This is a genomic window from Haemophilus haemolyticus, from assembly GCF_001008275.1.
Taxonomy (GTDB): Bacteria; Pseudomonadota; Gammaproteobacteria; order Enterobacterales; family Pasteurellaceae; genus Haemophilus; species Haemophilus haemolyticus_P.
In genome coordinates this window covers 26500-53089 of sequence record NZ_LCTH01000002.1, presented here as the reverse complement: position 1 = coordinate 53089, position 26590 = coordinate 26500, and the positions used below count along the sequence as shown (strand labels likewise).

Genomic DNA, 26590 nt, shown 5'->3' with positions numbered 1-26590 from the left:
TTCAACTGCAGACAGCAAAGCAACTGCGGCGTCTACAGCAGCATCTACTGCAAACAGCAAAGCAACTGCAGCAGACTCTAAAGCAACTGCAGCGTCTACAGCGGCTTCAACTGCTGACTCTAAAGCAACAGCAGCTGACTCTAAAGCAGAAGCAGTGAAAGAAACTGTTAATCGTTCAGGTTTAGAAACTGATGGTCAAAATACGAAGATCGGAAGTGGAGCAACCTACGCAGGCGGTTCAAATGCAACTGCAATTGGTGGATCAGCTAAAGCAACTGCGGAAAATACAACTGCAGTGGGTCAAGGATCTGAAGCGACTGCAAAAGGTGCAACAGCAATTGGCCAAGGTGCGAAAGCAACCGCTGAAAATGCTGTAGCAATTGGTACTGGCTCTGTAGCTGCTGAGGCAAATACAGTGTCTATCGGTTCACAAGGTAATGAACGTCGAATCACGAATGTCGCTGCAGGTGTGAATCCAACTGATGCGGCTAATGTTGGTCAAGTCAATGCGGTAGAAAACCGTATCAATAATAAACTTGGTAAACTTGATAAGAAACTCCGTAGTGGTGTTGCAAGTGCAGTGGCAGTTGCAAACATTCCACAAGTAACCATCCCTGGAGCTAGCATGGTTGCACTTGGCGTAGGTAACTACAAAGGTCAAAGTGCCGTAGCAGTCGGTTACTCAAGAGCAAGTGATAGCAACCGAGTTATTATTAAGATGACAGCAGGTGCAAGTACACAACGTGATTACACATTCGGTGCTGGTATTGGTTACCAATGGTAATAACTAAATAGTTAATCTAAATTAGTTGATTAACTAAAAAAGAGCGGTATTTTTATCATTTATTTGGTAAAATAGCCGCTCTTTTATTATATGGGTATTGAGAATAAAATATGTCTAGGAAATACAACGTAGGTATTACGTTTAATTTAGAAAGCCAAATTAGAGATATTTGGTCTAATGGCGTTAATCAAAATTTAATTTTTTTATATCAATTATTTGAAGAATTAGATATTGTAAAAAATATTACCTTTGTTTGTTGGGGGCCTGAGGGCATAACAACACCAGATAAAAATTTTATGTTAGAAAATTTAAATCTTAAATTCTCACACATTGATGATGTTATTGAAGATTTAGATCTTTTGATTGAAGGATCATTGTCTATTGAGCCGAACCAAGCTGAGATCATTCATAAAAATGGCGGCAAGGTCATCTGTTATAAAATGGGAAATGATTATATCTATGATATTGAGGCTGTCATACATAATAAATCAGCAACAAGAATATTTAATGGTACTAAGTTTGATGCGAATTGGATTATTCCACAGAATATGAATACAAATTCGGCTTATTTTTCAATTATGCATCGTTGCCCATCTAGACAAATTCCATTTATTTGGTCTTCAGTTTTTTGTGATAAAGGAATTGCTGAATTGAATCGACCATTTGGTTATATAAATAATTTGGATAAGTCTAAAAAATCTCGTCGAATATCTTCTTTTGAACCTAATATATCTATTTTTAAAAATAGTTTTACTGATATTTTAATTGCAGAGCAAGCATATCGACAAAGACCTGATTTAATTGAACATGTTTATATGTGTAATACTTATGATATTAAAGATCATCCTACTTTTTTTAATTTTATAGGTAGAACAAATTTAGTTAAAGATGGCATTATGAGTGTAGAAAAACGATTTGCCATGCCATTATTTTTATCAGAATATACTGATATTGTATTAAGTACACAATGGGAAAATGGGCTAAATTATGCATACAATGATGCTCTTTATGGTGGCTATCCATTTATTCATAATTCTAAATTATTACCTAAAGGCGTAGGGTATTATTATGATCAATTTGATGCATTTGAAGGAGCAAGAGTATTAATTGATGTGATTGAAAATCATGATAAATATCACGATGCTTATGTTCAACGTGCGAATGAATATTTAGATTCTTTACACCCGCATAACCCTATAAATTTAGCGGTTTATGAACTTGAATTAAAGCGTTTATTTGAATAAAAGAGTAAAAGAATGAGAAAGTATAAGATTGGTATTACATTTAATTTAGAAGGGAAAATAAGAGACATTTGGGCAAATGGCGCAGGACAAAATATCATTTTTCTCTATAATTTATTAAAAAGCTTAGATTGTGTTGAATCTGTTGTTTTAGTGAGTGATGGGCCGAATAAAATCGCTGTACCTGATAAAGGTTTTATGCTTGATGATTTTGATTTATCTTTTGCTTATATTTATGATGTGATTGATGACTTGGATGTATTAATTGAAGGGACGTTAACTATTGAACCTGATTATGCTAATCGAATTCATCAAAGAGGAGGAAAAACGGTTGTTTATAAAATGGGAAATGATTATATCTATGATATAGAATCAACCATACATAATAAATCTCCTATTCATCAATTTAATGGAGCAAAAATTGATGCAAACTGGATCATTCCACAAAATATGAATACAAATTCGGCTTATTTTTCAATTATGCATGATTGTCCATCTATTAAAATTCCTTTTATTTGGGAAGCCTTATTTTGCCAATCTGCAATTGCTCAACGTCCTGATTTATCTTTTGGTTATTTAAGTAATATAAATAAACATAACCATAAGCGTAGAATATCCTCATTTGAACCCAATATTTCTATTTTTAAAAATAGTTTTACCGATATTTTAATTGCAGAACAGGCATATAGAGAAAGACCTGATTTGATTGAGCATGTTTATATGTGCAATACCTATGATAAAAGAGAACATAATACTTTCCATAACTTTATTGGCAGAACAGAGCTAGTAAAAGATGGAGTCATGAGCGTGGAAAATCGCTTTAGAATGACAGATTTCTTATCTATTTATACGGATATTGTCCTCAGCACTCAATGGGAGAATGGATTGAACTATGCCTATAATGAAGCACTTTATGGAGGATATCCTCTAGTACATAATTCGACCTTGCTTCCAAAGGGTGTAGGGTATTACTATGATCAATTTGATGCATTTGATGGGGCAAAAAAATTAATTTATGCGATAGAAAATCATGATAAAAATTATGATGAATATATGCAAAAAGCAAATGATTATTTAGATTCATTAAACCCTTACAACCCAGTAAATTTAGCTATTTATGAAAGAGAATTAAAACGTTTATTTAAGTGAGAAAAAAATGAAAAAATATAAAATAGGCATTACATTTAATTTAGAACATAAAATTAAAGATATTTGGGCAAACGGAATCAACCAAAATATTGTTTTTTTATATCAGCTATTTAAAGCATTAGATATTGTTGATGATGTTATATTATTAAGTTGGGGCCCTGAAAATATAAAGGAACCAGACAAAGGGTTTATGTTAGATGATTTAAATTTAAAATTTGCATTAATTGATGAAGTAATTGAAGAATTAGATATTTTGGTTGAAGGATCACTATACGTTGAACCGCGCCATGCGGAAATTATAAGAAAAAATGGTGGTAAATTAGTTTGCTATAAAATGGGAAATGATTTTATCTATGATATTGAAGCTTTTTTACATGATAAACCAGGCTCTGGAAGTTTTAATGGTACACTGTTTGATGCTGATTGGTTAATTCCACAACATATTAATACTTGTTCATCATATTTTTCAATTATGCATCGTTGCCCTGTTCGAGCAGTGCCTGCAATTTGGTCTCCTTTATTTTGTGACAAAGTAATAAAGGATATAGAAAAAGATGGGAATATATTTGGCTATCAAATTAAAAATAAAGATAAAAAATCTCGTCGAATTGCAACATTTGAATCTAACACTATAATCCTAAAAAACTGTTTTACAAATATATTAATTGCAGAGCAAGCATATAGAGAAAGAAATGATCTAATAGAAGATGTTTTTATTTGTAATGCATATTATAAAAGAGAAAACAAAGTTTTTAGTAGTTTTATTGGTAACACCGATTTATTAAAAAATAGAAAAATATTTGTTGAAGGGAGGTTTAAAATGCCTGACTTTCTTGCCCGATATACAGATATTGTTCTTAGTCATCAATGGGAAAACGGTTTAAATTATGCTTATAATGATGCGCTTTATGGTGGTTATCCATTTATTCATAATTCTAAACTTTTACCTAAAGGTGTAGGATATTATTACGATCAATTTGATGCTTTTGATGGTGCAAAAGTTTTAATTGATGTCATTGAAAACCATGATAAACATCATGGTGAATATGTTGCTAGAGCAAATGACTATTTAGCTTCGCTACATCCATATAATCCTATTAACCTTGCTATTTATGAAAATGAATTAAAGCGGTTGTTTAAATAGGTAAATATAAATGAAAAGAATTATTTTAACACCATTAGATAACAATAATACTATTTGGTATGATCAATTCTTACCCTTTATATTAAGTTTACAGAAAACAGATTTCTATACCGAGAAAAAAGGTGATATTGGTGTATTAGATTATGGTCTTTCCTTGGAAAAAAAGCTGTTTTAGAGAAAAATAATATTTTTTGTTTTACCCCTTATCATTGTTATAGTGAAATGCTTTTAGATAGACATATTTCTATTGCAGATATTGCAGACAAATATGCTTATGAGCAAATTGCATTTTATGATGCCGATATTTGTTTTCCCTCATAAACACTAACTGTTTTTTATCAGATTATTCATCAAGATCATTTATATTGTGCTTAGGATGCTTGGCGTTGTAGTTTTCTAGCAAATGTTATTTCAGAAAATAAAATTGATGAATTTAATAAAAAAATTGATATGTTAGAGGAAAAAATGGACATGTATGGCAGGTTGGGGGGGTAGGAAGTAAAAAAGCTTTTTTAAATTATAAAGAGTATGTTCAATATCAGCTAAATACAAATTTATATTTTAATATAAAGTACGATATTGATACATTATTAATTAATCTCTATTCCTATGATGAAAATAAAGTAAGTATACTACCTACTAAATATAATTGTACGCCTGTTTAGGGTGTAAACCATCTTTAAAAAAAATAACCAGCATCTTTTTCTTATAGAAAATGAGCAAGTAGAGGGATTTAATATTATAAGAATCGGGAAGATAAATTAATTACGTTTACCTGATAATTTTTATAAGAGGGGAAAAGCCTTCCAAACGAAAGATTATATATCTTTATAACATTACGAGAGTAAAATTTAGTGACAAATAATAGTGATAACCAGGCTAAATTATCACTAGATTATGCAAAAACTAATGGACATCTTTTAATAAAATTTGATGATAATGGTGACCTTTTTCAAAAAGGTGCGTTATGTATTAAATATTCAGGAGACGATACTATCTCCTTTATAAACCGTCAAGATTCTCCAGTAATTTTATATTAGCTTTATAATGAAATTGCAACTTATCTTGAATATACTCGCATCTATATCCATTGTAACGGTATATTTACTCCTAAACGTAATTATTATAAAACCAGATAAAAGCATTAGTTTTAACACTCAGGATTTGAATGTTAAGGATGGATTTTTGCGGATTTACAGATTATTTAATATATGGTGGAAAAGTATGAAAAAATATGTACTGTTTGATAAAAAAAAACCGAAACAGTTGGAAAATTTTTACCAAAATACAATTAAAGATGGTTTTATTGAAATAGAAAATACTCCGTCTGAACTAATAGACTTTTTTTCAGATAAGTCTCTCGTTTTTAATTGTTTAAAGTTTCAAGAAATCTTTAATAGAGAAGTAAAAACTAAGGATATTTGTCGCACACTATCTCATATTCAATGTTGGAAAGCTATTTCAGAAAATCAATTAATCGATGATAATGATATGGTTCTAGTTGCTGAGGCAGATATTATACTAGTACCAAATGCGATTGAATTATCAAATGAATATGCAAAGAAATATTCTTCTTATAATGTAATAAAATTACAGCGTGATTTTCCAACATATAATCAAGAAACTTTGTTTAAGAAGGGAGATATTATTGATGCATTAGTTTATGGAGATAAAGAAAACTATAATAATTCTGGCGCATCACTTTATCTTATTCGTAAAAGTATCGCTAGGAAGTTATTTGAATATACAATAAAAGAAAAGCCTTATTGGAAAGCTGATTATTTTGCTGATTTCATTTCTTTAGTTGATAGCATTAGTCATATTGCACAAGCAGAAAAATTATTGGGACATATACCAAAATACAAGAAAATACCTTCCTCCCCTTTATTTAGTATCATTATTCCTATTTATAATACGAGTAATTATTTAGATGAGTGTCTAAGATCTGTTGTAGAACAAAATTTTGATGATTATGAAATAATTCTTGTTGATGATGGATCAACAGATGATTCATTTGATATTTGTGCTAACTATATGAAGCAGTATGGAAATATTTCACTGGTAAGTAAGCCAAATGGCGGATTATCTGATGCGAGAAATACAGGAATCCATTTGGCAAGAGGAAAATACTTAATCTTTCTAGATGGCGATGATTATTGGCATGGTACAGAGATATTATCTGATTTATTTAAGATTTATCAAGATTCTAACCCTGACTTAATTATCAATTTCTTTACTTCGGTTTACCCTGATAGGATTGCTCCTCATGAACCTTGTAAAGAAAAGTTCGGTGATTTTAATAGCGATTTTGAATTCTTATTTACTCAAGAGGTTTATCTAGGGTTTGCTTGGACAAAAGTGATAAAAAGAGAAATTATAGTAAATAATAATCTCTATTTTATTAAAGAAAGAAAATTTGAAGATATTCCTTGGAGCTTTAATTTAGTTAAACATATTAATAGTTATGCGGTTTATCCTAATGCATTTTATATGTATAGAAGAGAAAGAGAAGGTTCCATCAGTAGATATGTTAGTGTAACGAATCAAAAAAGTTTATTTGATAATTTTATAGATGTAAATAAAGAATTAGCTTTTTTTAAAGAAAATATTCCATCCCTTTATTCTATAATGCTAAAGTACGTATTGAGTATAGATGAATATATAATGATTTGTTATAATTTACTTAGTAAAGAAGAGAAAGAAAAACTCCATGATATGAAGACAAGACATGATAATTTAATGGCTAAATTATAATATATATTATAATGGTCGCTATTTAATATAGCGCCCATTTATTCTTATTTTTCGGCATTATGTAAAGTTTCACAAAGTAATTTTTATCATAAACATCATCGTTTTTCCATAATGTTAGAGATATATCTAAAATTACATAGTGGTGATAAACTATACCTATATAAGAACATCAAGTCAATTGTACAATTTCTATACAATACCATATTTTTAGTTACTTATTCTTTATAAATAAGTTTATTCTCAGTAAAATAAATAAAGCTATTCACATCATTGATATGAGAATTAAAGATCCCTAACCTATAGTTCGTTCTATAAAATCATTCCAAGAAAATAATTGTTCTTCTTTTACACATTCAGTTCTGAGTAATATGTCAATAAACTTCTGGTTAGAAATTTCATGGCTATAATATTTTTTATCAGTAAACACAACGTGATTAATATTCTCTTTTGGCAATGAGAAAAAGACGGAACTATTTATTCCGCCAACCTTGCTAGGAAGTAAATCTGTTATTAACAGTACTTCAATGGGAAGTTCTTTTGGGATTTCTATAATATTATCAATAGCTTGTAATATAGGATAATTAAATTTATCGGATAAATAACTTGGGTGACCTTTAAAAAATAACGCATCATAATCACCAGATGTTGATTTTTGTGCTATCTTTAATAACTCATCTAGATAATTAATTTCAACGTCATCTAGATAGTAGGTTACTCCACCGATGAACATAAACCCATTACGACTTTTTCTAAGTTTATTTTGAAGTTGCTCATTTAGCCCCACCATTTTACATAAACAATCTTTATTTTGTGCAGAAAGTGATTGTTCTGAAAAATCGATAGACAGACAGTTTTGCTCAATTTGTTGAAAAATAGGTTGAATAAAATCAGTTTTTATAAAATAGTCTTTTTTTAGTAAGTAATAGGTGGTGGGATAGAAATGTCCCCAAAGGTATTGGGCTATAATCGGGTTCGTAAGAGTAACGCCTGCCTTTTTTAAATAGGCATGCATATCCATTAAGCTTATATTCAATAAATAATGCAAGTTTGTGTGTTTGAGTGATTCCAAATCGAGGTACTCTTTACTGCCATCATCATAAAGATGAAGATGGTCAATATGAATATTTTTATTTTTTTGAGCGAGTTGTGTTATTGGGGAGATAAGGGTTAGCGAATGCCCTAAGTTCGCGTGAATTTCCAGGGATATATTTTCTTTTAATGCGCAATCACTAATTAATGTTAAAACACTTTCAGGGCAATATGCCCACATGCCACTTTGTGGAACGTCAGAAAAGAAAGCCTCAATCCCCATTTCATTTTTGATCACATTTTCTAATAATGGATAGCGGTTATAACAAAATATTCTAAAGGTCTCTTCCTCTTTATTCTGTAAAAAATGGATAAGCTGAGCTAACGCAGGTAATGTTGCTGGATCTAAATAGAGTGTAATTTTTTTCATAACCTAAAACATAATAAATAAATTCTGCAGCATTGTATCTCAATATAACTAAAATTTACAGATATTAACTATTTAAATAAGCTATTGATCATTTCATTAGGTTATCTTTAATCCGTTCAGCAAACATACCGATGCTCAACGCAAAATAATTAGATTTATTCCAATCCAAAATAGTACGGAAATTATTTGAAACTAAAAATGCTCTGCCCGCTTCACGATCAGGGCGAACTAACCAAAGCTGAGCATTTTCAAGTGTATTTAATTTTGCTTGCTCCTGTGGATTGGTGCTTTTTAATATTAGCCCCATCGCTTGCCAATCTTTTAAAGAACGAGTTTTATTGCTTTCTGTACCAGAATAACTCAAATCAATAGGTTGCGTAAGCATCACCTCTACGCCCCAAGGCAAACTATTATCCCAGCCGACTGTATGCAAATAATTTGCAATAGAAGCAAAAGTATCAAATTGGTTTTTCCAAATATCTTTTACGCCATCATTATTTCCATCAGCCGCATAACGTAAGAAAGTGCTTGGCATAAACTGAGTTTGTCCCATCGCGCCCGCCCATGAACCTAACATACGTTCACGTTGAATATGATCTTTTTCAAGCATTTTCATAGCTGAGATAAATTCTTTCATAAATAATTTTTCTCTACGACCTTCAAAAGCCAAGGTTGCCACTGCAGAAAGTACATCATATTTACCTTGATAATGCCCGAAACTACTTTCCATTCCCCATAACGCAAGTAAATACTCCTGCTGAACACCATATTTTTGGCTTGCTTTTTGCAATGGCGCTTGCACTTCCCAATAACGCTCAGCCGCGACATTCACTTTATTTTGAGTTAGCACTCTATTGAGATAATTGCTCGTGCCATTCGGATTAGACACTGGAGGGGAATTAGGATCTCTTTTACGAATTTTACCGGCTTGTTCACGATCTAAATCTACTGCCTTTTGCATATAGAGAATATTATTTTGAGCATTCAATACCGATAATGACACACCTTCAGCGGCTGCTTTACCTTTTAAAAATTGAACATAATCATTAAAATTTTCTGGTGTTCTTTGCTTAGTATAACTAGTGCTATTAACTACAGGCTTAATATCAGACGAACTAGAACAGCCAACTAAAAAAAGTGCGGTCGATAATACAGAAATTTTAAATAACATATTCAATTTCATTGGATTTCCTATTTACGTAAAAAAGTTTGATAAAGGTTTTTTAATAACGAGGTTGGCAATAAACGAGAACCAAAACGCAATGCAAAAGTAAATAATCCAGATAACAATCCTTGAATTCCCAAACGATATTTTAATTTGAATAAACGCCATTCTGCTTTGGCTTGATTGACACCACGACGGCGACTCACCATGCCATTTCCTACTCGTGCATAAACTAAAATATCAGGCAAATTCGCGACATGTAAACCTTGCGCGACAAGTTTTATCCACAAATAATAATCTTCTTGAAGATCTTCATATCCACCACAATTAATGACCGCACTTTTTTGATATGCCACCGTCATGTGATTAAACGGACAACGTTTTTGCGTGAATTTGATAATTTCTTGAGCTGACGTTGGCACATTACGATATGCCACAATATCATTTACATTTTCACCAAATTCAGCAATTTGTCCGCCAAAAATAATGGTTTCAGGATGATTTTCAATAAACGCCACTTGCTTTTCAAAACGATCAGGCACGCAAATATCATCGGTATCCATACGGAAAACCCAGTCATAATCACAATGCAATAAACCTTCGTTCAAGGCTTTGCCTAATCCTCGATTTTGCGGCAATTTAACTAATTTTAGTGGCAGTTTTGTTTCAAACTCCGTCACAACAGATTCTAATTCTGGCGTTACTGCGCCATCAAAAACCAATACAATTTCATCTGCTTGACGAGTTTGTGCAACAAGACTTTCAAAACACTCCCGTAAGAATTGAGGATTTTCCTTAATATATAAGGACATTAGGACTGAAAATTTCATTTTATTTTCCCAACCGTTTTAAATTAATGGCTAATTTTGGCGAAATTAAAATAACCAAAGTAATAATAAATTGTTTAATGCTTTTTGTTTTCTTAAAAATATCAAAATAATATTTTGCTGCTTTACGCGATAAATTCATGATATGGGGATAAGCCAAAATATAGCTCGCGTTAATATCAAAATTACGAGCTTGCTCTACCGTTTTCACATAATGCTCGCGAATATAATCAATGGCTTTTTGTGTGTTGGTAGTATCCGTAGACACACTTGAACGTTTGGTATGGAAAGTACAATAAGTTAGAGGTTCATTAATTTTATAAGGGGTAAAACTTGGCTCTTGTAGCAGTTTTAATAAGAAATCATAGTCTTCCAAAGAACGAAGTGCGGTGGATAATCCACCTATTTTTAAAAACATCTCTTTTTTAATTGCAACCATTGGCATGCCACCAATCTTATTGGCTAACAAAATACGTTCTGTCGAGATTTCTTGGGGTTCAATCGGTTGAGTCACATAAGTAAACCCTTCATTGACCATTTCACACTTAGCTGGATGATAAATAAAATTAATATCTGGATTTTGCTCAATCACTTGTAATATTTTTTCGCATTTTTTCGGCATAAAACGATCATCATCATCGAGAAAAAGCAACCAATCTCCCTTTGATGCACGCGCGCCAATATTACGACTTTCTGCTGCACCTTGATTGGTTTCGTTACGGATGACCTTTACCACAAATGGATAAGATTGTGTCACTTCAACGGGGTCTTTCGAGCAATCATCCACAATAATCACTTCAAAATTACTTGATGTTTGTTGAGTTAAACCTTCTAATAAAACTGGCACTTCTGCTTTTCGATTATAAGAAGGCACAATAATGCTTAACATAATTCCTTCCTTTAATTAACCAAATTTTTCTTAATCGCAAAGATTTTTTTCAATGGATATTTCATTAATTTTTTAAACAAATTATTGGATAAAGATCCACGAACACTTTCTAAATTGCTTATCAATACAGGATTTTCAATGACCATGAGAGGGCGAACCACTTTATTTCTTATATTAAAATCCTGTTCAAAGAGTAAAAAATCATCCGCTAACCAAAATGGTTTGTTTTGAGAAATTTGCTGAATAAATCTTCTTGCAGCTGATTTTTTAATAAGATAGCCCACCGTTCCTGCAAAATAACTTTTATAAGGGAAAGCGTAATTTACATTGCCTGTTTTTTTGCATAAAAAAGAAAAGGTTGTCGGATAATTAATTTCTAAATCAAAATCATTGAAATCATTAATTTTTGACTGCCCAACCAATACAATTTCAGACTCAAGTTTTTCTGCTAAAAGTGCGGTTAAATTTTGCTGAAAATTTGAGTGCAATAAAGCATCATCTTCACAAACTAACGCATAGCTATCTTCAGCGATGTCGTTATCTTCGACAATTTTTTGGTACACAGAAAGATGACTTAATGTACAGCCTATTTCGCCCTTAGTGACATTACGGCCATAATGTGCTTTAAATTGTTCAATATTAAAAATATCAGCTAATTCATCCCAATCTTTTTGCATGGTATTAATGGCCGGAAAAATTTGAAAATCCTCAGTGTTTTTTTGAGAAAAGAATAATTCCCGACGCTGAATATCTTTATCTAAAGAGATCAAATATTTTTTTAACATAAAATTATTCCTTATAAAATCGCTTTCCATTCTTCAATAATTTTCTCAATGCCATAATCTTCACTCATTACACGAGATTTGTCTGACATTTGTTGATAAAGCTCAGGATGATTCATTAATAAATCTAAACCGTTAACCATTTCTTCAATATTATTTTTTTCACAAAGAAAACCATTTTCTTTATGCTCCACTAATTGCTTGACGCCAGGAGAACAATTAAAGGCAACAATAGGTAAGCCAAATGCCATTGCTTCAATAACAACTAAAGGCAAGCCTTCTGTTTGTGAAGGCAAACAATAAATTGAACTGCTTTCATAATAAAAAGCGACATCATTGGTACGAGGAATAAAATTAACTGAATCTTCAATATCCAATGCTTTAGCAAGATTTTTTAGATTCCCTTCTTCCTCACCCGATCCCACTATTTTTAAATTCCAATCTGGGTGATTTTTTGCTAAAACTTGCCAAGCTTTTAATAAATAATCAAAACCTTTATAAGAAAATAAATGCCCTACAGATAAAATAGTTTTATTTTCCCATTTTGCTAATTTATTTTTTGGCAAAAGCGTATTTGGATTAGCAATACTGATTATATTGTTCGTTTTAAATTTTTCTTGCCACAGCGTTTTTTCTGCGTCGGTTAATGTGACGACTTTATCACATCTTGTTGAAGCTAAATATTTACCGAGAGTGCGAACTAGGCGATTACCAGTAAAGTTAAAAGAATAATGCTCCCATAAAATATGCTTTACATGTAAATTGACCAACGCCAAAGCAGAAAAGAGCATAATCGCACCATCAACCACAATTAAGGTATCCAGCTGCAATTCTTTAACCAATTCTCTTAATTTTTTTGTGATAGAAAAATAATCTTTTTTCAATGAATAGGGCAATTTATTCATTGCATAAATATTAACTCTTTCATCAACTTGGAAAAAAGGCTTGTTGCCGCCAATGCTAATAAAAGAAACATCATATCCCTGTTTAGCAAGAGCATTAGCAACATTAATGGAAACACGCTCCGTTCCACCCGCACTTTCGATATTCATAATAAAGAAACCAATTTTTTTCATCTTAAATTTCCTTATAAATCGTTAATCCAAGGTCTGGAAATGAATCGTAACAGAATTGCCATCTTGGAATACTCGTTCTAATAAAACGAATTTCTACATTAGGATGACTTAATAAATTAAATGCAACAGAACTGAAGAACGTGTAAATAATCACCTTTTTATTCGCTAAATGTTTAAATACGTAATCTTCAAAAATGAGTTCTGATTCAACATAATTTACCCCATCCACTCGGTAATCTTCTGCTGGATGAGGAAAATAATAGTCAAAAGGAATTTGTTCTTTTAACTTTTTAATTAATGAGATGTTTTCCTCTTTTGTATTTAACAATGGTTGCCCAATAAAAAATGAGACCTCGCCATCTATCTCACAATCTATTTGATTATCCCATAGAGATATTGATTCAACATTGGAAACAATATTTTTGTAATCAGGATAAACAGTATAATGTTTTTTGATTTTATTAAATAATTTATGCACACTATATTTATCGCCAATAAAGGCTTTAATCAGTTTATATTTAAATGTATCAGGCTCTCTCAATAAATTGGGGTGTGGGAAAATATTATCTGAGCCATCATCAAAGGTATAAAGCTCTTTAAATGAAACATGGCTAAGATAAGTTTGTAGCCATAATGAATTAAGATTGGCGAGAAAAACCTTATCAAAACTTTTATGCGTAATTTTATTCTTAAGCTGACGCATTAACTTGAGAGAATCGAAACCTTTTAAATCTTTTCTTGTATCAATATTGATCGAATCATTACAAACTTCTGCTAATTTACTCGCATACAAGGTTCTTTTTTTATCCCATACACCACCAAACATGACGCCAAAGAATTGCTCGTTAGGATGTAATTCAATTATTTTTCTCGCAATTAATACTTGCAATGGTGTGCAACAAAGAATGAGATTCATAGGGTTTTACTCACTTTAGATGTCATAAAATAAAGAATAGGAATAATGGAAAGCGAACCAATAATTCCAGCATAAGGGATATATTTAATTTCTGTAAAAGTTAAAGCCACAAGGCTCGCTACATAAATGATTGTAGATAAAACCGAACATTGGGAAATAAGTTTATTTTTTCCATAATAGAAAAGATAATTAACTAAAATCAAATAAGGAATACTTAATGTGGTAGAAATTAAAAATAAAATAAAATAATATTTCGTCCCCACAAATTGGCTACCTAAAATCCAAACTAACACATCTTCAGGAATAATCCACATGACTAAAGCAGGAATAGGTATCAGTAAAAAGGAAAATAGCGCCCATTTATGTAATTGTTGAATCACTAATTTTTTTTGTTTTAAGGCTTCATAAAAATAGGGAATAATCGCTTTATTAAGTGCTTGAATCGCAATAGAAACGACCAAAGCAAGTTGAGCGCCCATGGCATAAAGCCCTAAATCTGTTTCACTGAATTTATGATAAATAAAAATACGGTCTAACTGCCCTTTTAAGAAAAAGCTCGCATGATGCAAAATAAGCGGCAATCCAAATCCTAAAATATAAAATAATGCAGATTGATAATGTTTAAATTGATATTTTTTAGATGTCGCACTCTTTCTGTAAAGAAAATAAGAAAAAAACCAAACGACTAAATTACTCAATAAAATGGCCAAAATTCTTTTTTCAACAAGATCATTTTGATAATACTCAAGCAATGCGACGGTAAATACCGCACCAGTAACAGTGAGTGAAAATTGAATAAAAGCATAGGACCAAGCCTTTTTCTGGCATTGTCTTACACTTAGCTGAACATTTAAGAAAGATTGAAAAATTGAGGAAAGTGCAGCATAAAATAATATTTCAGACTGAGCAATCCAACAACCAATTAAAATAATACTGCCAATTATCGTGGTATAAGCATAACCAGTATTCACCACTAAATTTAATGAACGTTTTCCGTAAAAATAAAAATAACGGGAAATTGCGCCCTCTTGAGTTAAGGAAACCACAATTAAAAATAAACTTAAAAAAGTTTGATAATAAGAAAGTGAGCCATACCCTTCTACGCCCAATTTACGCGATAAATAAGGCAAAAGTAAAAAAGGAACTAACTTTGACGATAATTCCCCAACAAGGTAAATGACACTGTCTTTAAAAACTTTCATAAATATAACCGCACTTTTTGTAAATTCGAGCGTTTGTTTATCAAAAAATAAGTGGCTCATTTTAACAAAATCAACATGGACAAGCTATGACTAATCATTATAATGAAACCGCACTATATCAAGGATCTTATCTATGTTGGAACTAGGAAAACTTCTTACTACGCTTATCGCACCACCTCTCAATACCTTTGTATTACTGATTATTGCAGCGATTCTTTATCGTGTTCATTTTAAAAAATTAGCCAAATTTATTGCGCTTATCAGTTTCACTTGGCTTTATGTCATGAGTGCGCCTTTTACTGGTTTATTGCTAACAGATAATGATGATTCTCCAGCCCTTGCCCTAGATGACTATAAACAAGCTCAAGCCATCGTCATATTAGGCGGTGGATCTTATCCCACTAAAGAACTGTATGCAGAAACGGCTTCTGGCGCAGCGCAACTAGAACGTTTACGTTATGCGGCATTTTTACAAAAAGAAACGGGCTTACCTATTTTAACCACGGGCTATTCTCTGATAGGCATTTCTGAAGGCGACTTAATGGCAAAAGAACTGAAACAATTCTTTAATGTGCCAACGCAATGGATCGAAAATAAAGCCCGTAATACGGAAGAAAATGCCAGTTTCACTAAAAATATTTTAGTGAAAGATAATATTCAAAAAATCATTTTAGTAACAAATCAATGGCATATGAAACGGGCCAAATACCTTTTTGAAAAACAAGGATTTGATGTGCTTCCTGCTGCAGCGGCAAGCTATGGCAGCAAAGGAAATCTATCTGCAAAATCTTTTGTTCCTGACCTAGGTGCGTTGAATAGCAATATGGTTTTACTAAAAGAGTGGATTGGTTATTGGAAAGCCTATTACGCACAATAATTTGCTTATAAAAACGAATCTTCTTTGATGAAAATCACAGCTTGCACATATATTTTCGGTTACCATAAAAATCACTCAATTTGATGTAGAGAACAAGTTATGAACGGAATCGAATTACGCATTAAAGGCAAAGTGCAAGGTGTGGGATTTCGCCCTTTTGTGTGGTTGTTAGCAAATGAATATGGCCTAAAGGGTGATGTAAATAATGATGGACAAGGGGTATTAATTCGATTTGTAAATCCAGAAAAAGAAGCACTCACGCATTTTTTAAAAGATTTACAGGAAAAACTACCGCCTTTAGCACTGATCACAGATATTCAGCAATATGAAAAACACTGGGAAAATCTACCGTACTTTGCTGAATTTGTCATTCGAGAAAGCGAAAACAATGCAATGGACACGCAAATTGTGCCTGATGCCGCCACTTGTCCCGCTTGCGTAGAAGATTTATTTAATCCTGAAAATCGTCGTTATCACTACCCTTTCACTAATTGCACCCATTGCGGGCCTCGTTTTACGATCATCAAAAAAATTCCTTATGATCGTAAAAATACATCGATGTCGGATTTTCCTTTCTGCCCAGATTGTGAACACGAATATAAAAATCCAGCAGATCGCCGATTTCATGCCCAACCTAATGCCTGCCCAGTTTGCGGCCCGCATATTTGGCTACAAGATACCGAACATCAACTTGCAACACATCAAACAGCCTTAAAACAAACCGCACTTTTGCTCAAAGAAGGAAAAATTTTGGCAATCAAAGGGATCGGCGGTTTTCATTTAGCTTGTGATGCACAGAATTTCGATACAGTTCAATTACTGCGAGATCGTAAACATCGTCCGAGCAAACCTCTTGCCATAATGGTGCCAAGTTTAGATTTTTTACAAAATTTAACAGAAACCGAAATCAAATTACTCACTAGCACAGCTGCACCAATCGTTTTGTTACAAAAAAATAAAGTGTCAAATCTGGCAAAAAATATCGCCCCAAATCTAAATGAAATTGGGGTAATGTTACCGAGTAATCCATTACAGCATTTGCTTTTACGTGAAATCAATCAACCGCTCGTTATGACATCTGCCAATCCTAGTGGTGAGCCACCTGTTTTAGACAACGAAAGTGCGGTGAAAAAATTGAGTAATTTGGCAGATTTCTATCTTTGCCATAATCGCGATATTTTGCAACGCGCTGATGATAGCTTAGTGAGATCTTCTTTTGATGGCATGGAAACGCTACGTAGAGCACGCGGCTATGTTCCTGATGAAATGCTATTGAAAACGGAAAATACAAAAAATATCTTAGCGTTGGGTTCCGATCTTAAAAATACATTTTGCCTACTAAAACAAAATAAAGCCGTTGTTAGCCAACATATTGGTGATACCGCCAATGAGCTTGTGCAACAACAATTAGAAAATAATATCGACTTATTTTGCCAAATTTATCAATTCAAATCGGATTTAATCGCGGTGGATGCTCACTCAGGTTATTTTTCATCAAAAACGGGGAAAAACCTCGCACAAAAATTATCGGTACCTTATGTGGAAGTGTTACATCATCACTCACATATCGCCGCTGTATTGGCAGAACATCATTGTGACGAAAAAGTCATTGGTCTTGCTTTAGATGGAATTGGAATGGGGGCTAACGGGCAACTTTGGGGCGGTGAATGTTTATTAGTAGATGGCGAACAATCTCAACATTTAGGTGGATTACCCGCCGTTGCTTTGCCAGGAGGCGATCTTGCAGCCACCCAACCTTGGCGTAATTGGCTTGCTCATCTTCAAAAATTTGTACCCAATTGGCGTGAAATTGCGGCTAAAACTTGTTCCAAATTGCCTTGGGAGCCTCTTTCCAATGCCATTGAACGTAATCTTAATTCCCCTCTTATTTCATCGGCTGGTAGATTATTTGATGCCGTAGCTTATGGGTTAGGTATTGTGGGTGACAAACTCTCTTGGGAGGGGGAAGCAGCTTGTTATTTAGAAGCGCTAGCCACAAAATCTGACTTTATCAAAGATGAAAAAAGTGCGGTCAATATTCACGTTAAAATGCCAATCAAAAATAATCAATTAGATTTAGCCACATTTTGGCAAAGTTGGCTGGCTTACAATGATTCAAAAGAAAATAAGGCATTTGTTTTCCATTATGCTCTGGCAAAAGGTTTTGCTGAGTTAGCTAGTCAGCAAGCAAAACGCCACAATTGCAAAACCATTGTACTTTCAGGCGGAGTAATGCATAACCAATTATTACGTCATTTATTGAAGCAGGAGCTTGCAGAATTTAATGTGTTAAGTGCACATCAATATCCAATGGGAGATGGCGGATTAAGTTTAGGGCAAGCGATGATCGCAGCGAGATTGTCTAACGAATACTAAATTCATTTAAGCAAATGCTCTTATTCGCATATAAAAAAACGATCGCAAGTTAAGCGATCGCTTTTTATGAATGAAGGCAATTACAATCGAGTAATTTCGCCTAAATCGCCCCCATCCTTCAAAAATTCATAGAAAAACTCCACCGCACTTTTTACAGCTTCACTCATCGGAAAACCAAAAGAAACAAGATCGGGTTGAATACCAATAAAAATAACCTCTGGAATATCTTCCTCTAATTGCTCGATTAAAAAATTAAGTGGCAAATTATGCGTGCTGACGAAGAACATTTCGGCGATAAGTTCTTTGTCGATAATGCGAATTTTGCCAACGGGAAGTTCCATTTCTGTGGCATCAAAGATAATTAAACGCTTTGATTTCATGGCTCGGATCTGATGCACAAGATTTTCTGGTGCTGAACCACCATCAAGTGCGGTCCAATTTGGCAACGGATTTTCACTACAAAGCTGAGCAAGATAAGGGCCTGCACCGTCATCGCCCATCATTGTGTTACCAACAGTTAGGATTACATTTTCATTCATCACGACGTTTCACCATAATATACATCACAGGTTCACGCTGGATGGAAGCAAGCGTGTCCATTAAAATATCGACCCATTTTTGATGTTCAGGCGAAAAATTATCTCTATTTTCATCAAGTGCCTTAGCCAATAAATTCACATGACTTGAATCAATCACTATTTCACCAAATTTCATTAAGCCCGCAAACTTACGCTTTGCATCCCCTTCAGGGAAGGTATCTACAAAACGTTGGTAATCTGCATAATCGCAGATGAGTAATTTTTTAAAGCAATCAATTACACCAACATGATGACCAATCGCAAGGGAATAATACATTACTTGCTTGGCTTGCTCTGGAACTTGCTCATCGTTTTCAACAAAACGCTCATTGAGTAAATAGAAAAAAACTTGGGTTGTCATGGTACGTCCTATAAAACTTGTAAAGTAATTTCTTCGCTAATCAATACTGCCAAATCTCCCCTTACCCCTCTTTGCTAAGAGGGGGATTTCTATTTAGCAATAAAGCATCTTCTCTCTGATTTTAATTTTCTGTTGTTAATACAGAAAACTAGATTGAAATTGACCGTTCTTATTCCCCTCTTTAGCAAAGAGGGGTAAGGGGAGATTTGGCAGAAATCAAAACGGAGCTATTAGTTTATTTAGCAATCGTTAGACTATCCCGAAAACGGCATACTAATTGCATGTAATCGGTTTACGATTTCACTCAAGCGTGGATCCGCTTCACGTTCCAAAAATTCGCCAAGGCGAACACCAAATGGAACCCGATCTTTTTCAGACATCATACTCATAAATTGATTAGCAATGTCTCCACCTTGTCGATAACCCGCCAAACGACGCGCTTCACGTTCTAATTCCACGCGTAAATCTAATGGAATATTTGGGAAACGTAATTTAGCCTCGGCATTAGGATCGGCAATTTCTTGTTTACCTTTGAGTTTTTGATCAAGTAAACCAAGTGCCATTGCAAAACCATAAATAGTCGCGGCTGGAGTTGGAGGGCAACCAGGAATATACACATCAATTGGCACAATTTGATCGCTACCGCCCCACACGCAGTACAAGTCATGGAAAATACCGCCACCACAACCGCACGCCCCATAAGAAATACAGATTTTTGGATCAGGTGCAGCTTGATAAGCACGCATTGCCGGTGTACGCATTGCACGAGTTACCGCACCAGTGAATAATAAAATATCCGCATGGCGAGGTGATGCAACAACCTTAATCCCAAAACGTTCTGCGTCAAAGGTTGGTGTAATAGTACTAAAAATTTCAATTTCACAACCATTACAACCGCCACAGTCAACGCGGTAAACATAAGCGGAACGTTGAATATTTTTCAACAAAGTTTGTTTCATTTTCGCAATGTTTTCATCCACACTAAATGGCGTTGAAATACCATTCACGGGCATTGGGATTTGTGTGTTCATCTTGCAATCTCCCTAACGTGATCAAATAACGCCAATTTCACGCGCATATTGGATTCCATATCGGCGGTTTTTTCCAAACTGTTTTGGCGTTTACAGGTTGGGCAAGTGTTGAGCACCGCTAATTTATGTTTAACCAGTTCATCGTTATCCAATGTTTGTTTGAATAAATCTACTGCATAATTAAGTTCTTTATGAGAAACGAAAGGTTGACCACATTGATGACAAATCGTTGTAGTAAAGGTTGTTTCTTGATAAAGATCCTGTTTATTGCTGACTGATAATTCAAAATCTTGGCTTAAACGAATGGCTTTTGTTGGGCAAACTTCTTCACAACGGCCACAGAAAATGCAGCGACCTAAAAATAATGACCAAGTACGTTCGCCTGTTTCTGGATCGGTACGCATGGTAAGCGCATTAGCTGGACATGCCATTGTACAGGCTGCACAAACAATACATTGATCAGAGTTCAGTTCTGGTTTACCACGGAAATCAGGATCAACTTCATAGGGTTTAAACGGATATTTAGTGGTAACATCCCCCGCATTTAATACGGTTTTAAGTAATTTAAACATTGTGCGCCCCCTATTTTAATGGTGAATTTTTACGTTCAATGCCGTAGCGTTCGATTTCTTTGTAAGAAACCGTTTGTGCTTTGCATTTACGAACATCCACCACGGTCACACGGTCAGTACAAGAATAGCAAGGGTCAAGGCTACCAATGATAAGTGGCGCATCTGATACCGTATTGCCACGCAACATATAACGTAAAGTTGGCCAGTTTGCATAAGTCGCTGCACGACAACGCCAGCGATATAATTTTTGGTTATCACCAAGCATTGACCAGTGAATGTCTTCACCACGCGGTGCTTCCGTGATACCTAAGGCAAAACGTCCAGGGGTGTAATTGAAACCTTCAGTGATAATCGCACCAGTAGGCAAGTTATCTACCATATAATCAATGATATTCATGGATTCAAATACTTCATTTACCCGCACTTTCACACGAGAAATCACATCGCCACCTTGTTCGGTGAACATATTGAATGGTACATCGCCATAGCCAGAGAAGGGGTGAATTTTACGCACATCACGTGCGAAGCCAGAACCTCGAATCATCGGTCCGACCGGGCTGAAATCACGCGCAACTTGACGATCAAGCACTCCTACGCCCACAGTACGTTGTTCCATATTTGGCGTATTGAGTAAAATATCTACCAAAGTTTTAAGCTCTTCACGCATTTCTGCAATAAGCTTAATGCATTGTTCACGTTGGTGTTTCAACATATCGCGGCGTACACCGCCGATTAAGTTAATACCATAGGTTTTACGCGCACCAGTAAGCACCTCCGCAAGTGTCATCGATTTTTCACGAACACGGAAGAATTGCATAAAGCCTGTATCAAAACCAGTAAAGTGGCTAGATAAACCTAAGTTCAATAAATGACTGTGCAAGCGTTCAACTTCCAACAAAATTGCACGAATCCATTGTGCACGTTCAGGAATTTGAATACCTAACGCATTTTCGACTGAGTTAGCATAAGCAACACTATGGGTAAAACCGCAGATACCGCACACACGGTCAGCCAAGAAATTGACCTGATCGTAATCCATTCGGGTTTCTGCCAATTTTTCCATACCACGGTGTACATAGAATAAACGGTAGTCCGCATCAATAATATCTTCCCCATCGACAAACAAACGGAAGTGTCCAGGTTCATCAGATGTAATATGGAGAGGGCCGATAGGCACAATACGCGCTTCGCCTTTTTCGTTAATAAACTCATAGGTTTCCGTTGCCGTAGTCGGATCTGGACGCAAACGGTAATCCATCGAATCTTTACGTAATGGGTAAAGATCATCTGGCCAATCATCTGGTAACACTAAACGGCGTTGATCGGGAAGACCAACGGCTTTTAAACCGTACATATCAAATAATTCACGTTCACCCCACACCGCCGCTTTGACTTTCGGTGTGACGGAAGGAAATTCCAGTGTGACAGGATCCACTAGTGCTTTAATCGTCACAAAAGTTTTGACGACACCTTCCATAGAAAGCACGTAATACACTGCATAATGACCATGAATTGAGCGTTCATCGTTACCAAAAACTAATGGCAACCAGCCTTCATGTTGATAGTAAAGATATTCCACCACATCAGGTAACATATTAGTTTTCACCGTTAACGTTACTTGATTCGGTGTAGACCACTCCTCATCTAAAATGGTATTCGGAAATTTTGCATTAACGGCTTCAATATAATTTTTGCCGAGCATTTTTACCGGATCGACCGATGTATTTTTAGTTAATTCCATTTTTTCCCCCAGTTGTCGATCATTTCGCTAAACTTTGCCAAGGTAAAACTAGCATATCGCCAAAGGACACATGTTCAGATCCAAGCACAATTCCTACCGCACTTTTTAGTAACTGCAAGATTGGCTCTGCAATATGGATACCCATTACAAACATTAACAACAATAGTATGGCCATTGCCGCCAAAAAGACTTCACTGACTTCGCCTGCTTCAACATTGTCAGGTTGTTTACCAAGCACTGTTTTTAATAGCATTAAGGCAAGTCCTGCAAGCACGATAGTGAGTAAAATTAAGCATAAAATAACTAACCAAGTTTTACCCGCTGTAATCCCTGCGACCACAACACTAAATTCACTCACAAATACGTTAAATGGAGGGATACCGCCCAATGCCAACGCACCACCGGCAAAAAGCACCGCACTCACTGGTGCAACACGCCATAATCCACGCACTTGATTCATATCACGGGTTTTATATTTCAATAGAATATTACCCGATGCACAGAATAATAAAGTTTTAGCAAGACTGTGGTTGATGGTGTGAAGTAAACCTGCAAATACCCCAATTGGACCACCAAGACCGAAAGCAAAGCTGATTAAGCCCATATTTTCGATACTTGAGTAAGCAAGCAAGCGTTTAATATCAAATTGCACGATGATAAATAACGCCGCCACAAGCACTGAAAGTAAACCGAAGATCAACATTAAAGTTTGTGGAAATTCTGCGCCAACTGCTTTTGAAACCAATGTGTAGTAACGCAACACCACAAGCATTGCACAGTTTAATAACACCGCTGATAAAATTGCACTCACTGGGCTTGGTGCTTCACTGTGTGCGTCTGATAACCAAGTATGCATTGGAAATAGACCGCACTTCGTGCCGAAACCAATCAATACGAAAGCGAATGCGATATACATCAACATTGGGTTTAAACCTGTGGCTTGTTGATTCACGGCTGACCAGAAAATCGCTTGGCTTGGATCGGCAAGCACGCCATTTGCATTAGCAAAGGTTAAAAGTGTGCCGTATAAACCGAAGGCAACGCCCACAGAACAGATGATGATGTATTTCCACGCGGCTTCAAGAGATGTTTTTTGTTTGTAAGTACCGACCAAAAACGCGGAGCTTAATGTTGTCGCTTCAATGGCAACCCACATTAAAATCAAGTTATTGGTGATAACTGACACAATCATCGTAAAGAAGAATAAATGTAAGAAACCGTGGTAATGAGCATAGGTTTTAAAATCAATATGCCCTTCTTCCAATTCTGTGTTCATATAACCGATGGAATACACACCAGCAAGTGAACCCACGACAGCAATTAAGCCTAAGAAGATGGCAGAAAGACTATCAACATACACCCAGTTGTTAAATGCACTGATACTGCCTTTTTCCAACACGCCAGAAATGACTTGTATGGAAAAGAACAACATCAAAATTAACCCAGTAATATGGAATGCGGTACAAACTGTCCGATTTTTTGTTCCGCGTAGTGCAAAGCTTTCAAAAGCGATGACTAAAGGTGCGACTAATAACGCAATTATCCATTGTTCATACATAGCGTTACCCCTTCAAACTCATAAGTTGTTTGGCATCAACAGTGTTGAAAGTGCGGTAAATTTTATTCACCAACACCACCATAATGATGACCGCAAAAATCGCATCGGTGGCAATGCCGATTTCAACTAATTCTGGCGCATTGTTGGCAAGTAAAGCCAAAGTTAAATGCGCACCGTTTTCCATTAAACAATAACCGAAAACTTGCTTCACAATATTGCGTTGGCTCATAATACACACTAAACCTAAAAGGAAGTGGCTAAGTGATACTGACAACGCAGGTTTTAAATGTTCAACTAACGGTAAGTTCACTGGAATGACAACAAAGTAACATAAGCAAACGATGATAGATGTGATCGGGATCAACCAAGCGACATTCATTCCTGCAGGAGTTTGACTTTCGTCAATTTTTCGTAAAGAAAAGATTAAAATTCCTGGCACTAATAATACTTTCGTGATGAATGCACTAATGGACCACATATAAAGTTCGTGAGCTTGCATTTCAAATGCCAAATAAACGAATAACACCACCAATACAAGAGACTGTAAGCCATAGCACAACGCGGATTTTTTTGCGGTTTTTGCCATAATGACACAAAGCGATGTAATGATGAGTAAACTCGCTAATACATTAATCATTAACATAATTCTCTCCTTAACCCGCAAGGCCTAACCAATAGGCAGCGATAAAGCTAGAACACACAGACATCACCATTAAAATCACTAAAACAAATGTCATAGAGAATGGCAATGGTTGTGCATTTTGCACGTCTTCAGATGGTTTACCGATAACACATTGACCAAATTTATAAAGCAACCAAACAAATGTTGCTGTAGATTCAATCAACGCAATCACCATTAACCAAGTTACCCATGAATATTCTTGCCCGAGGTCGAAACCAGCGGCAAACAATGGGAATTTGCTGAAGAAACCGTTAAACGGTGGCACACCAGCAATAGCCAATGCGGCAATACCAAATCCTGTACCAACAACAGGCATGGTGCGCATAATCCCTTGTAAACGAGGCATTGAACGTGTACCTGTGGCATAGCTCAATGAACCTGCAACTAAGAAGAATAAACTTTTCGCAAAGGCGTGGTTAAAGATATAAGCAATCGCTGCAACAAAAGCTAATTTAGAACCTAATGCTGCAAGAGAAAGCCCGATGAAAATGTAAGAAAGTTGAGTAATGGTTGAATACGCAAGTAAGCGTTTTAAATCTGCTTGTGGCAAGTACATTAAGAAACCATAAATCAATGTAATCATTGCCATCACAATTCCCACTTCACCCACAATGTGCGGAATTTCACCAGCTGACATCACGGAACGCGCGAAAATATAGACGCCCACTTTTACCATTGATGCCGCGTGCAAATACGCACTGACTGGTGTTGGCGCTTCCATCGCATTTGGTAACCAAATTTGCATTGGAAGTTGTGCTGATTTACCCCATGCGGCAAACATCACACCAAATAACACAATGGTTTTCGCTTCTGGCGCAAGATGTTCTAACGCTGTGATAGAGAATGTGCCAGATTGGCTAAATAAATAAGCCGCAGCAAGATATAAACCTAATGAACCTACGTGAGTGATAATCAATGCTTTCATCGCAGCCGCCATTGCTTTTTGGCTTTGATAATAGCTGATTAATGCCCAAGAACATCCCCCAGTGATTTCAAAGAAAAGCAACTGGCCCGCTAAAGTAGATGAATACACCAAGCCTGCCATTGCACCAATGAAAATCAATAAGAAAGCATAAAAACGAGGTAATCCGTTATGCGGATGTTCGCGGTTTTTATCGGTTAAGTAGCCACAAGAATATAAGCAAATTAAGAAACCTAAACCTACAACGGCAAAGGCAATTAATGTACTCACTGCATCTAAGGTTACGCCGAAGATGGCGGTATCACCAAATTTAACTAAATCATAGGTAACAGATTGTGCGCCATTTGCATACCACTGCCCCGCCACAGCAAGTGTGCCAAGGGTAGCAAGTGCGGCAAAAATTGTGGCAATTTTTGGGAAAGATTGTTTGTTCAACCCCACAATAAACGCACCGACAAACGGCAAAATGATTGTAATTAGTGCTAAACGTTCCATATTTTCTCC

At 35.2% G+C, this 26590-nt stretch carries 24 protein-coding genes; 8 read left to right on the top strand and 16 right to left on the bottom strand.

The window, feature by feature from the left end:
- From AAX15_RS00235 to AAX15_RS00215, 6 genes are all read left to right on the top strand, one after another.
- Nucleotides 1-784, top strand: a 784-nt coding sequence (locus tag AAX15_RS00235) for a YadA family autotransporter adhesin (RefSeq protein ID WP_230599581.1), incomplete at its 5' end; no start/stop codon positions are given.
- Between the two features lie 110 nt (nucleotides 785-894).
- Nucleotides 895-2028, top strand: a complete 1134-nt coding sequence (locus AAX15_RS00230) for a DUF2827 family protein (protein WP_046938568.1) — start codon at nucleotides 895-897, stop codon at nucleotides 2026-2028.
- A 12-nt stretch (nucleotides 2029-2040) separates the two neighbouring features.
- On the top strand, nucleotides 2041-3174 hold the full coding sequence (locus AAX15_RS00225) for a DUF2827 family protein (RefSeq protein WP_046938567.1): 1134 nt from the start codon (nucleotides 2041-2043) through the stop codon (nucleotides 3172-3174).
- Nucleotides 3175-3181: 7 nt separating this feature from the next.
- Complete coding sequence (locus AAX15_RS00220; RefSeq protein ID WP_046938566.1) at nucleotides 3182-4318, top strand: DUF2827 family protein; 1137 nt, start codon at nucleotides 3182-3184, stop codon at nucleotides 4316-4318.
- A gap of 10 nt (nucleotides 4319-4328) precedes the next feature.
- A complete protein-coding gene (locus AAX15_RS09400) occupies nucleotides 4329-4493 on the top strand; it encodes a hypothetical protein (protein ID WP_155397791.1) in 165 nt (54 codons plus the stop codon).
- 1049 nt (nucleotides 4494-5542) lie between these two features.
- A complete protein-coding gene (locus AAX15_RS00215; protein ID WP_046938570.1) occupies nucleotides 5543-7072 on the top strand; it encodes a glycosyltransferase in 1530 nt (509 codons plus the stop codon).
- A gap of 292 nt (nucleotides 7073-7364) precedes the next feature.
- On the opposite strand, the gene AAX15_RS00210 is transcribed toward AAX15_RS00215, so the two are convergent.
- From AAX15_RS00210 to lsgA, 8 genes are all read right to left on the bottom strand, one after another.
- Nucleotides 7365-8531 carry a hypothetical protein gene (locus AAX15_RS00210; RefSeq protein ID WP_046938565.1) on the bottom strand — a complete coding sequence of 389 codons (1167 nt, stop codon included), beginning with the start codon at nucleotides 8529-8531 and terminating at the stop codon, nucleotides 7365-7367.
- Between the two features lie 88 nt (nucleotides 8532-8619).
- The gene (locus AAX15_RS00205) at nucleotides 8620-9714 is read right to left on the bottom strand and encodes a lytic murein transglycosylase (protein WP_046938564.1); all 1095 of its coding nucleotides are present in this window, start codon (nucleotides 9712-9714) and stop codon (nucleotides 8620-8622) included.
- Nucleotides 9715-9722: 8 nt separating this feature from the next.
- Complete coding sequence (gene lsgF / locus AAX15_RS00200) at nucleotides 9723-10526, bottom strand: lipooligosaccharide biosynthesis galactosyltransferase LsgF (RefSeq protein ID WP_046938563.1); 804 nt, start codon at nucleotides 10524-10526, stop codon at nucleotides 9723-9725.
- 1 nt (nucleotide 10527) lies between these two features.
- Nucleotides 10528-11412 carry a lipooligosaccharide biosynthesis N-acetyl-glucosamine transferase LsgE gene (lsgE, locus tag AAX15_RS00195; protein WP_046938562.1) on the bottom strand — a complete coding sequence of 295 codons (885 nt, stop codon included), beginning with the start codon at nucleotides 11410-11412 and terminating at the stop codon, nucleotides 10528-10530.
- Between the two features lie 11 nt (nucleotides 11413-11423).
- On the bottom strand, nucleotides 11424-12197 hold the full coding sequence (gene lsgD / locus AAX15_RS00190) for a lipooligosaccharide biosynthesis galactosyltransferase LsgD (protein WP_046938561.1): 774 nt from the start codon (nucleotides 12195-12197) through the stop codon (nucleotides 11424-11426).
- A gap of 11 nt (nucleotides 12198-12208) precedes the next feature.
- On the bottom strand, nucleotides 12209-13270 hold the full coding sequence (lsgC, locus tag AAX15_RS00185; RefSeq protein WP_046938560.1) for a lipooligosaccharide biosynthesis family 4 glycosyltransferase LsgC: 1062 nt from the start codon (nucleotides 13268-13270) through the stop codon (nucleotides 12209-12211).
- A 1-nt stretch (nucleotide 13271) separates the two neighbouring features.
- Nucleotides 13272-14186 (bottom strand): lipooligosaccharide biosynthesis sialyltransferase LsgB, encoded by a 915-nt coding sequence (gene lsgB, locus AAX15_RS00180; protein WP_046938559.1) that lies wholly within the window; start codon nucleotides 14184-14186, stop codon nucleotides 13272-13274.
- The gene (gene lsgA, locus AAX15_RS00175; protein ID WP_046938569.1) at nucleotides 14183-15388 is read right to left on the bottom strand and encodes a lipooligosaccharide flippase LsgA; all 1206 of its coding nucleotides are present in this window, start codon (nucleotides 15386-15388) and stop codon (nucleotides 14183-14185) included. Before lsgA ends, lsgB begins: the two co-directional genes overlap by 4 nt.
- A 133-nt stretch (nucleotides 15389-15521) precedes the next feature.
- Between lsgA and AAX15_RS00170 the strand changes: the two genes are divergently transcribed.
- Nucleotides 15522-16265 (top strand): YdcF family protein, encoded by a 744-nt coding sequence (locus tag AAX15_RS00170; RefSeq protein ID WP_046938558.1) that lies wholly within the window; start codon nucleotides 15522-15524, stop codon nucleotides 16263-16265.
- A gap of 99 nt (nucleotides 16266-16364) precedes the next feature.
- Entirely contained in the window at nucleotides 16365-18641 is a 2277-nt protein-coding gene (gene hypF, locus AAX15_RS00165) for a carbamoyltransferase HypF (RefSeq protein WP_046938557.1), read from the top strand.
- Nucleotides 18642-18721: 80 nt separating this feature from the next.
- On the opposite strand, the gene hycI is transcribed toward hypF, so the two are convergent.
- From hycI to AAX15_RS00125, 8 genes are all read right to left on the bottom strand, one after another.
- Nucleotides 18722-19180, bottom strand: coding sequence for a hydrogenase maturation peptidase HycI (hycI, locus tag AAX15_RS00160; protein ID WP_046938556.1), 459 nt, complete (start codon nucleotides 19178-19180; stop codon nucleotides 18722-18724).
- Nucleotides 19173-19580 (bottom strand): formate hydrogenlyase maturation HycH family protein, encoded by a 408-nt coding sequence (locus tag AAX15_RS00155; RefSeq protein ID WP_046938555.1) that lies wholly within the window; start codon nucleotides 19578-19580, stop codon nucleotides 19173-19175. The genes hycI and AAX15_RS00155 overlap by 8 nt, the downstream gene beginning before the upstream one ends.
- Before the next feature lie 254 nt (nucleotides 19581-19834).
- Nucleotides 19835-20611, bottom strand: a complete 777-nt coding sequence (locus AAX15_RS00150; RefSeq protein ID WP_005634686.1) for an NADH-quinone oxidoreductase subunit B family protein — start codon at nucleotides 20609-20611, stop codon at nucleotides 19835-19837.
- Nucleotides 20608-21183 (bottom strand): formate hydrogenlyase complex iron-sulfur subunit, encoded by a 576-nt coding sequence (locus AAX15_RS00145; protein ID WP_005626087.1) that lies wholly within the window; start codon nucleotides 21181-21183, stop codon nucleotides 20608-20610. The genes AAX15_RS00150 and AAX15_RS00145 overlap by 4 nt, the downstream gene beginning before the upstream one ends.
- A gap of 10 nt (nucleotides 21184-21193) precedes the next feature.
- Nucleotides 21194-22924 carry a hydrogenase large subunit gene (locus tag AAX15_RS00140; RefSeq protein ID WP_046938554.1) on the bottom strand — a complete coding sequence of 577 codons (1731 nt, stop codon included), beginning with the start codon at nucleotides 22922-22924 and terminating at the stop codon, nucleotides 21194-21196.
- Between the two features lie 19 nt (nucleotides 22925-22943).
- A complete protein-coding gene (locus AAX15_RS00135) occupies nucleotides 22944-24482 on the bottom strand; it encodes a hydrogenase 4 subunit F (RefSeq protein ID WP_046938553.1) in 1539 nt (512 codons plus the stop codon).
- Nucleotides 24483-24486: 4 nt separating this feature from the next.
- Nucleotides 24487-25125 (bottom strand): hydrogenase 4 membrane subunit, encoded by a 639-nt coding sequence (hyfE, locus tag AAX15_RS00130; RefSeq protein WP_046938552.1) that lies wholly within the window; start codon nucleotides 25123-25125, stop codon nucleotides 24487-24489.
- 10 nt (nucleotides 25126-25135) lie between these two features.
- A complete protein-coding gene (locus AAX15_RS00125) occupies nucleotides 25136-26581 on the bottom strand; it encodes a hydrogenase 4 subunit D (RefSeq protein WP_005631962.1) in 1446 nt (481 codons plus the stop codon).
- Between the last annotated feature and the right edge of the window lie 9 nt (nucleotides 26582-26590).

Coding starts and splice junctions, on each gene's coding strand:
- AAX15_RS00230 (WP_046938568.1), top strand. CDS start 895: ATGTCTAGGAAATACAACGTAGGTATTACGTTTAATTTAGAAAGCCAA.
- AAX15_RS00225 (WP_046938567.1), top strand. CDS start 2,041: ATGAGAAAGTATAAGATTGGTATTACATTTAATTTAGAAGGGAAAATA.
- AAX15_RS00220 (WP_046938566.1), top strand. CDS start 3,182: ATGAAAAAATATAAAATAGGCATTACATTTAATTTAGAACATAAAATT.
- AAX15_RS09400 (WP_155397791.1), top strand. CDS start 4,329: ATGAAAAGAATTATTTTAACACCATTAGATAACAATAATACTATTTGG.
- AAX15_RS00215 (WP_046938570.1), top strand. CDS start 5,543: ATGAAAAAATATGTACTGTTTGATAAAAAAAAACCGAAACAGTTGGAA.
- AAX15_RS00210 (WP_046938565.1), bottom strand. CDS start 8,531: ATGAAAAAAATTACACTCTATTTAGATCCAGCAACATTACCTGCGTTA.
- AAX15_RS00205 (WP_046938564.1), bottom strand. CDS start 9,714: ATGAAATTGAATATGTTATTTAAAATTTCTGTATTATCGACCGCACTT.
- lsgF (WP_046938563.1), bottom strand. CDS start 10,526: ATGAAATTTTCAGTCCTAATGTCCTTATATATTAAGGAAAATCCTCAA.
- lsgE (WP_046938562.1), bottom strand. CDS start 11,412: ATGTTAAGCATTATTGTGCCTTCTTATAATCGAAAAGCAGAAGTGCCA.
- lsgD (WP_046938561.1), bottom strand. CDS start 12,197: ATGTTAAAAAAATATTTGATCTCTTTAGATAAAGATATTCAGCGTCGG.
- lsgC (WP_046938560.1), bottom strand. CDS start 13,270: ATGAAAAAAATTGGTTTCTTTATTATGAATATCGAAAGTGCGGGTGGA.
- lsgB (WP_046938559.1), bottom strand. CDS start 14,186: ATGAATCTCATTCTTTGTTGCACACCATTGCAAGTATTAATTGCGAGA.
- lsgA (WP_046938569.1), bottom strand. CDS start 15,388: ATGAAAGTTTTTAAAGACAGTGTCATTTACCTTGTTGGGGAATTATCG.
- AAX15_RS00170 (WP_046938558.1), top strand. CDS start 15,522: ATGTTGGAACTAGGAAAACTTCTTACTACGCTTATCGCACCACCTCTC.
- hypF (WP_046938557.1), top strand. CDS start 16,365: ATGAACGGAATCGAATTACGCATTAAAGGCAAAGTGCAAGGTGTGGGA.
- hycI (WP_046938556.1), bottom strand. CDS start 19,180: ATGAATGAAAATGTAATCCTAACTGTTGGTAACACAATGATGGGCGAT.
- AAX15_RS00155 (WP_046938555.1), bottom strand. CDS start 19,580: ATGACAACCCAAGTTTTTTTCTATTTACTCAATGAGCGTTTTGTTGAA.
- AAX15_RS00150 (WP_005634686.1), bottom strand. CDS start 20,611: ATGAACACACAAATCCCAATGCCCGTGAATGGTATTTCAACGCCATTT.
- AAX15_RS00145 (WP_005626087.1), bottom strand. CDS start 21,183: ATGTTTAAATTACTTAAAACCGTATTAAATGCGGGGGATGTTACCACT.
- AAX15_RS00140 (WP_046938554.1), bottom strand. CDS start 22,924: ATGGAATTAACTAAAAATACATCGGTCGATCCGGTAAAAATGCTCGGC.
- AAX15_RS00135 (WP_046938553.1), bottom strand. CDS start 24,482: ATGTATGAACAATGGATAATTGCGTTATTAGTCGCACCTTTAGTCATC.
- hyfE (WP_046938552.1), bottom strand. CDS start 25,125: ATGTTAATGATTAATGTATTAGCGAGTTTACTCATCATTACATCGCTT.
- AAX15_RS00125 (WP_005631962.1), bottom strand. CDS start 26,581: ATGGAACGTTTAGCACTAATTACAATCATTTTGCCGTTTGTCGGTGCG.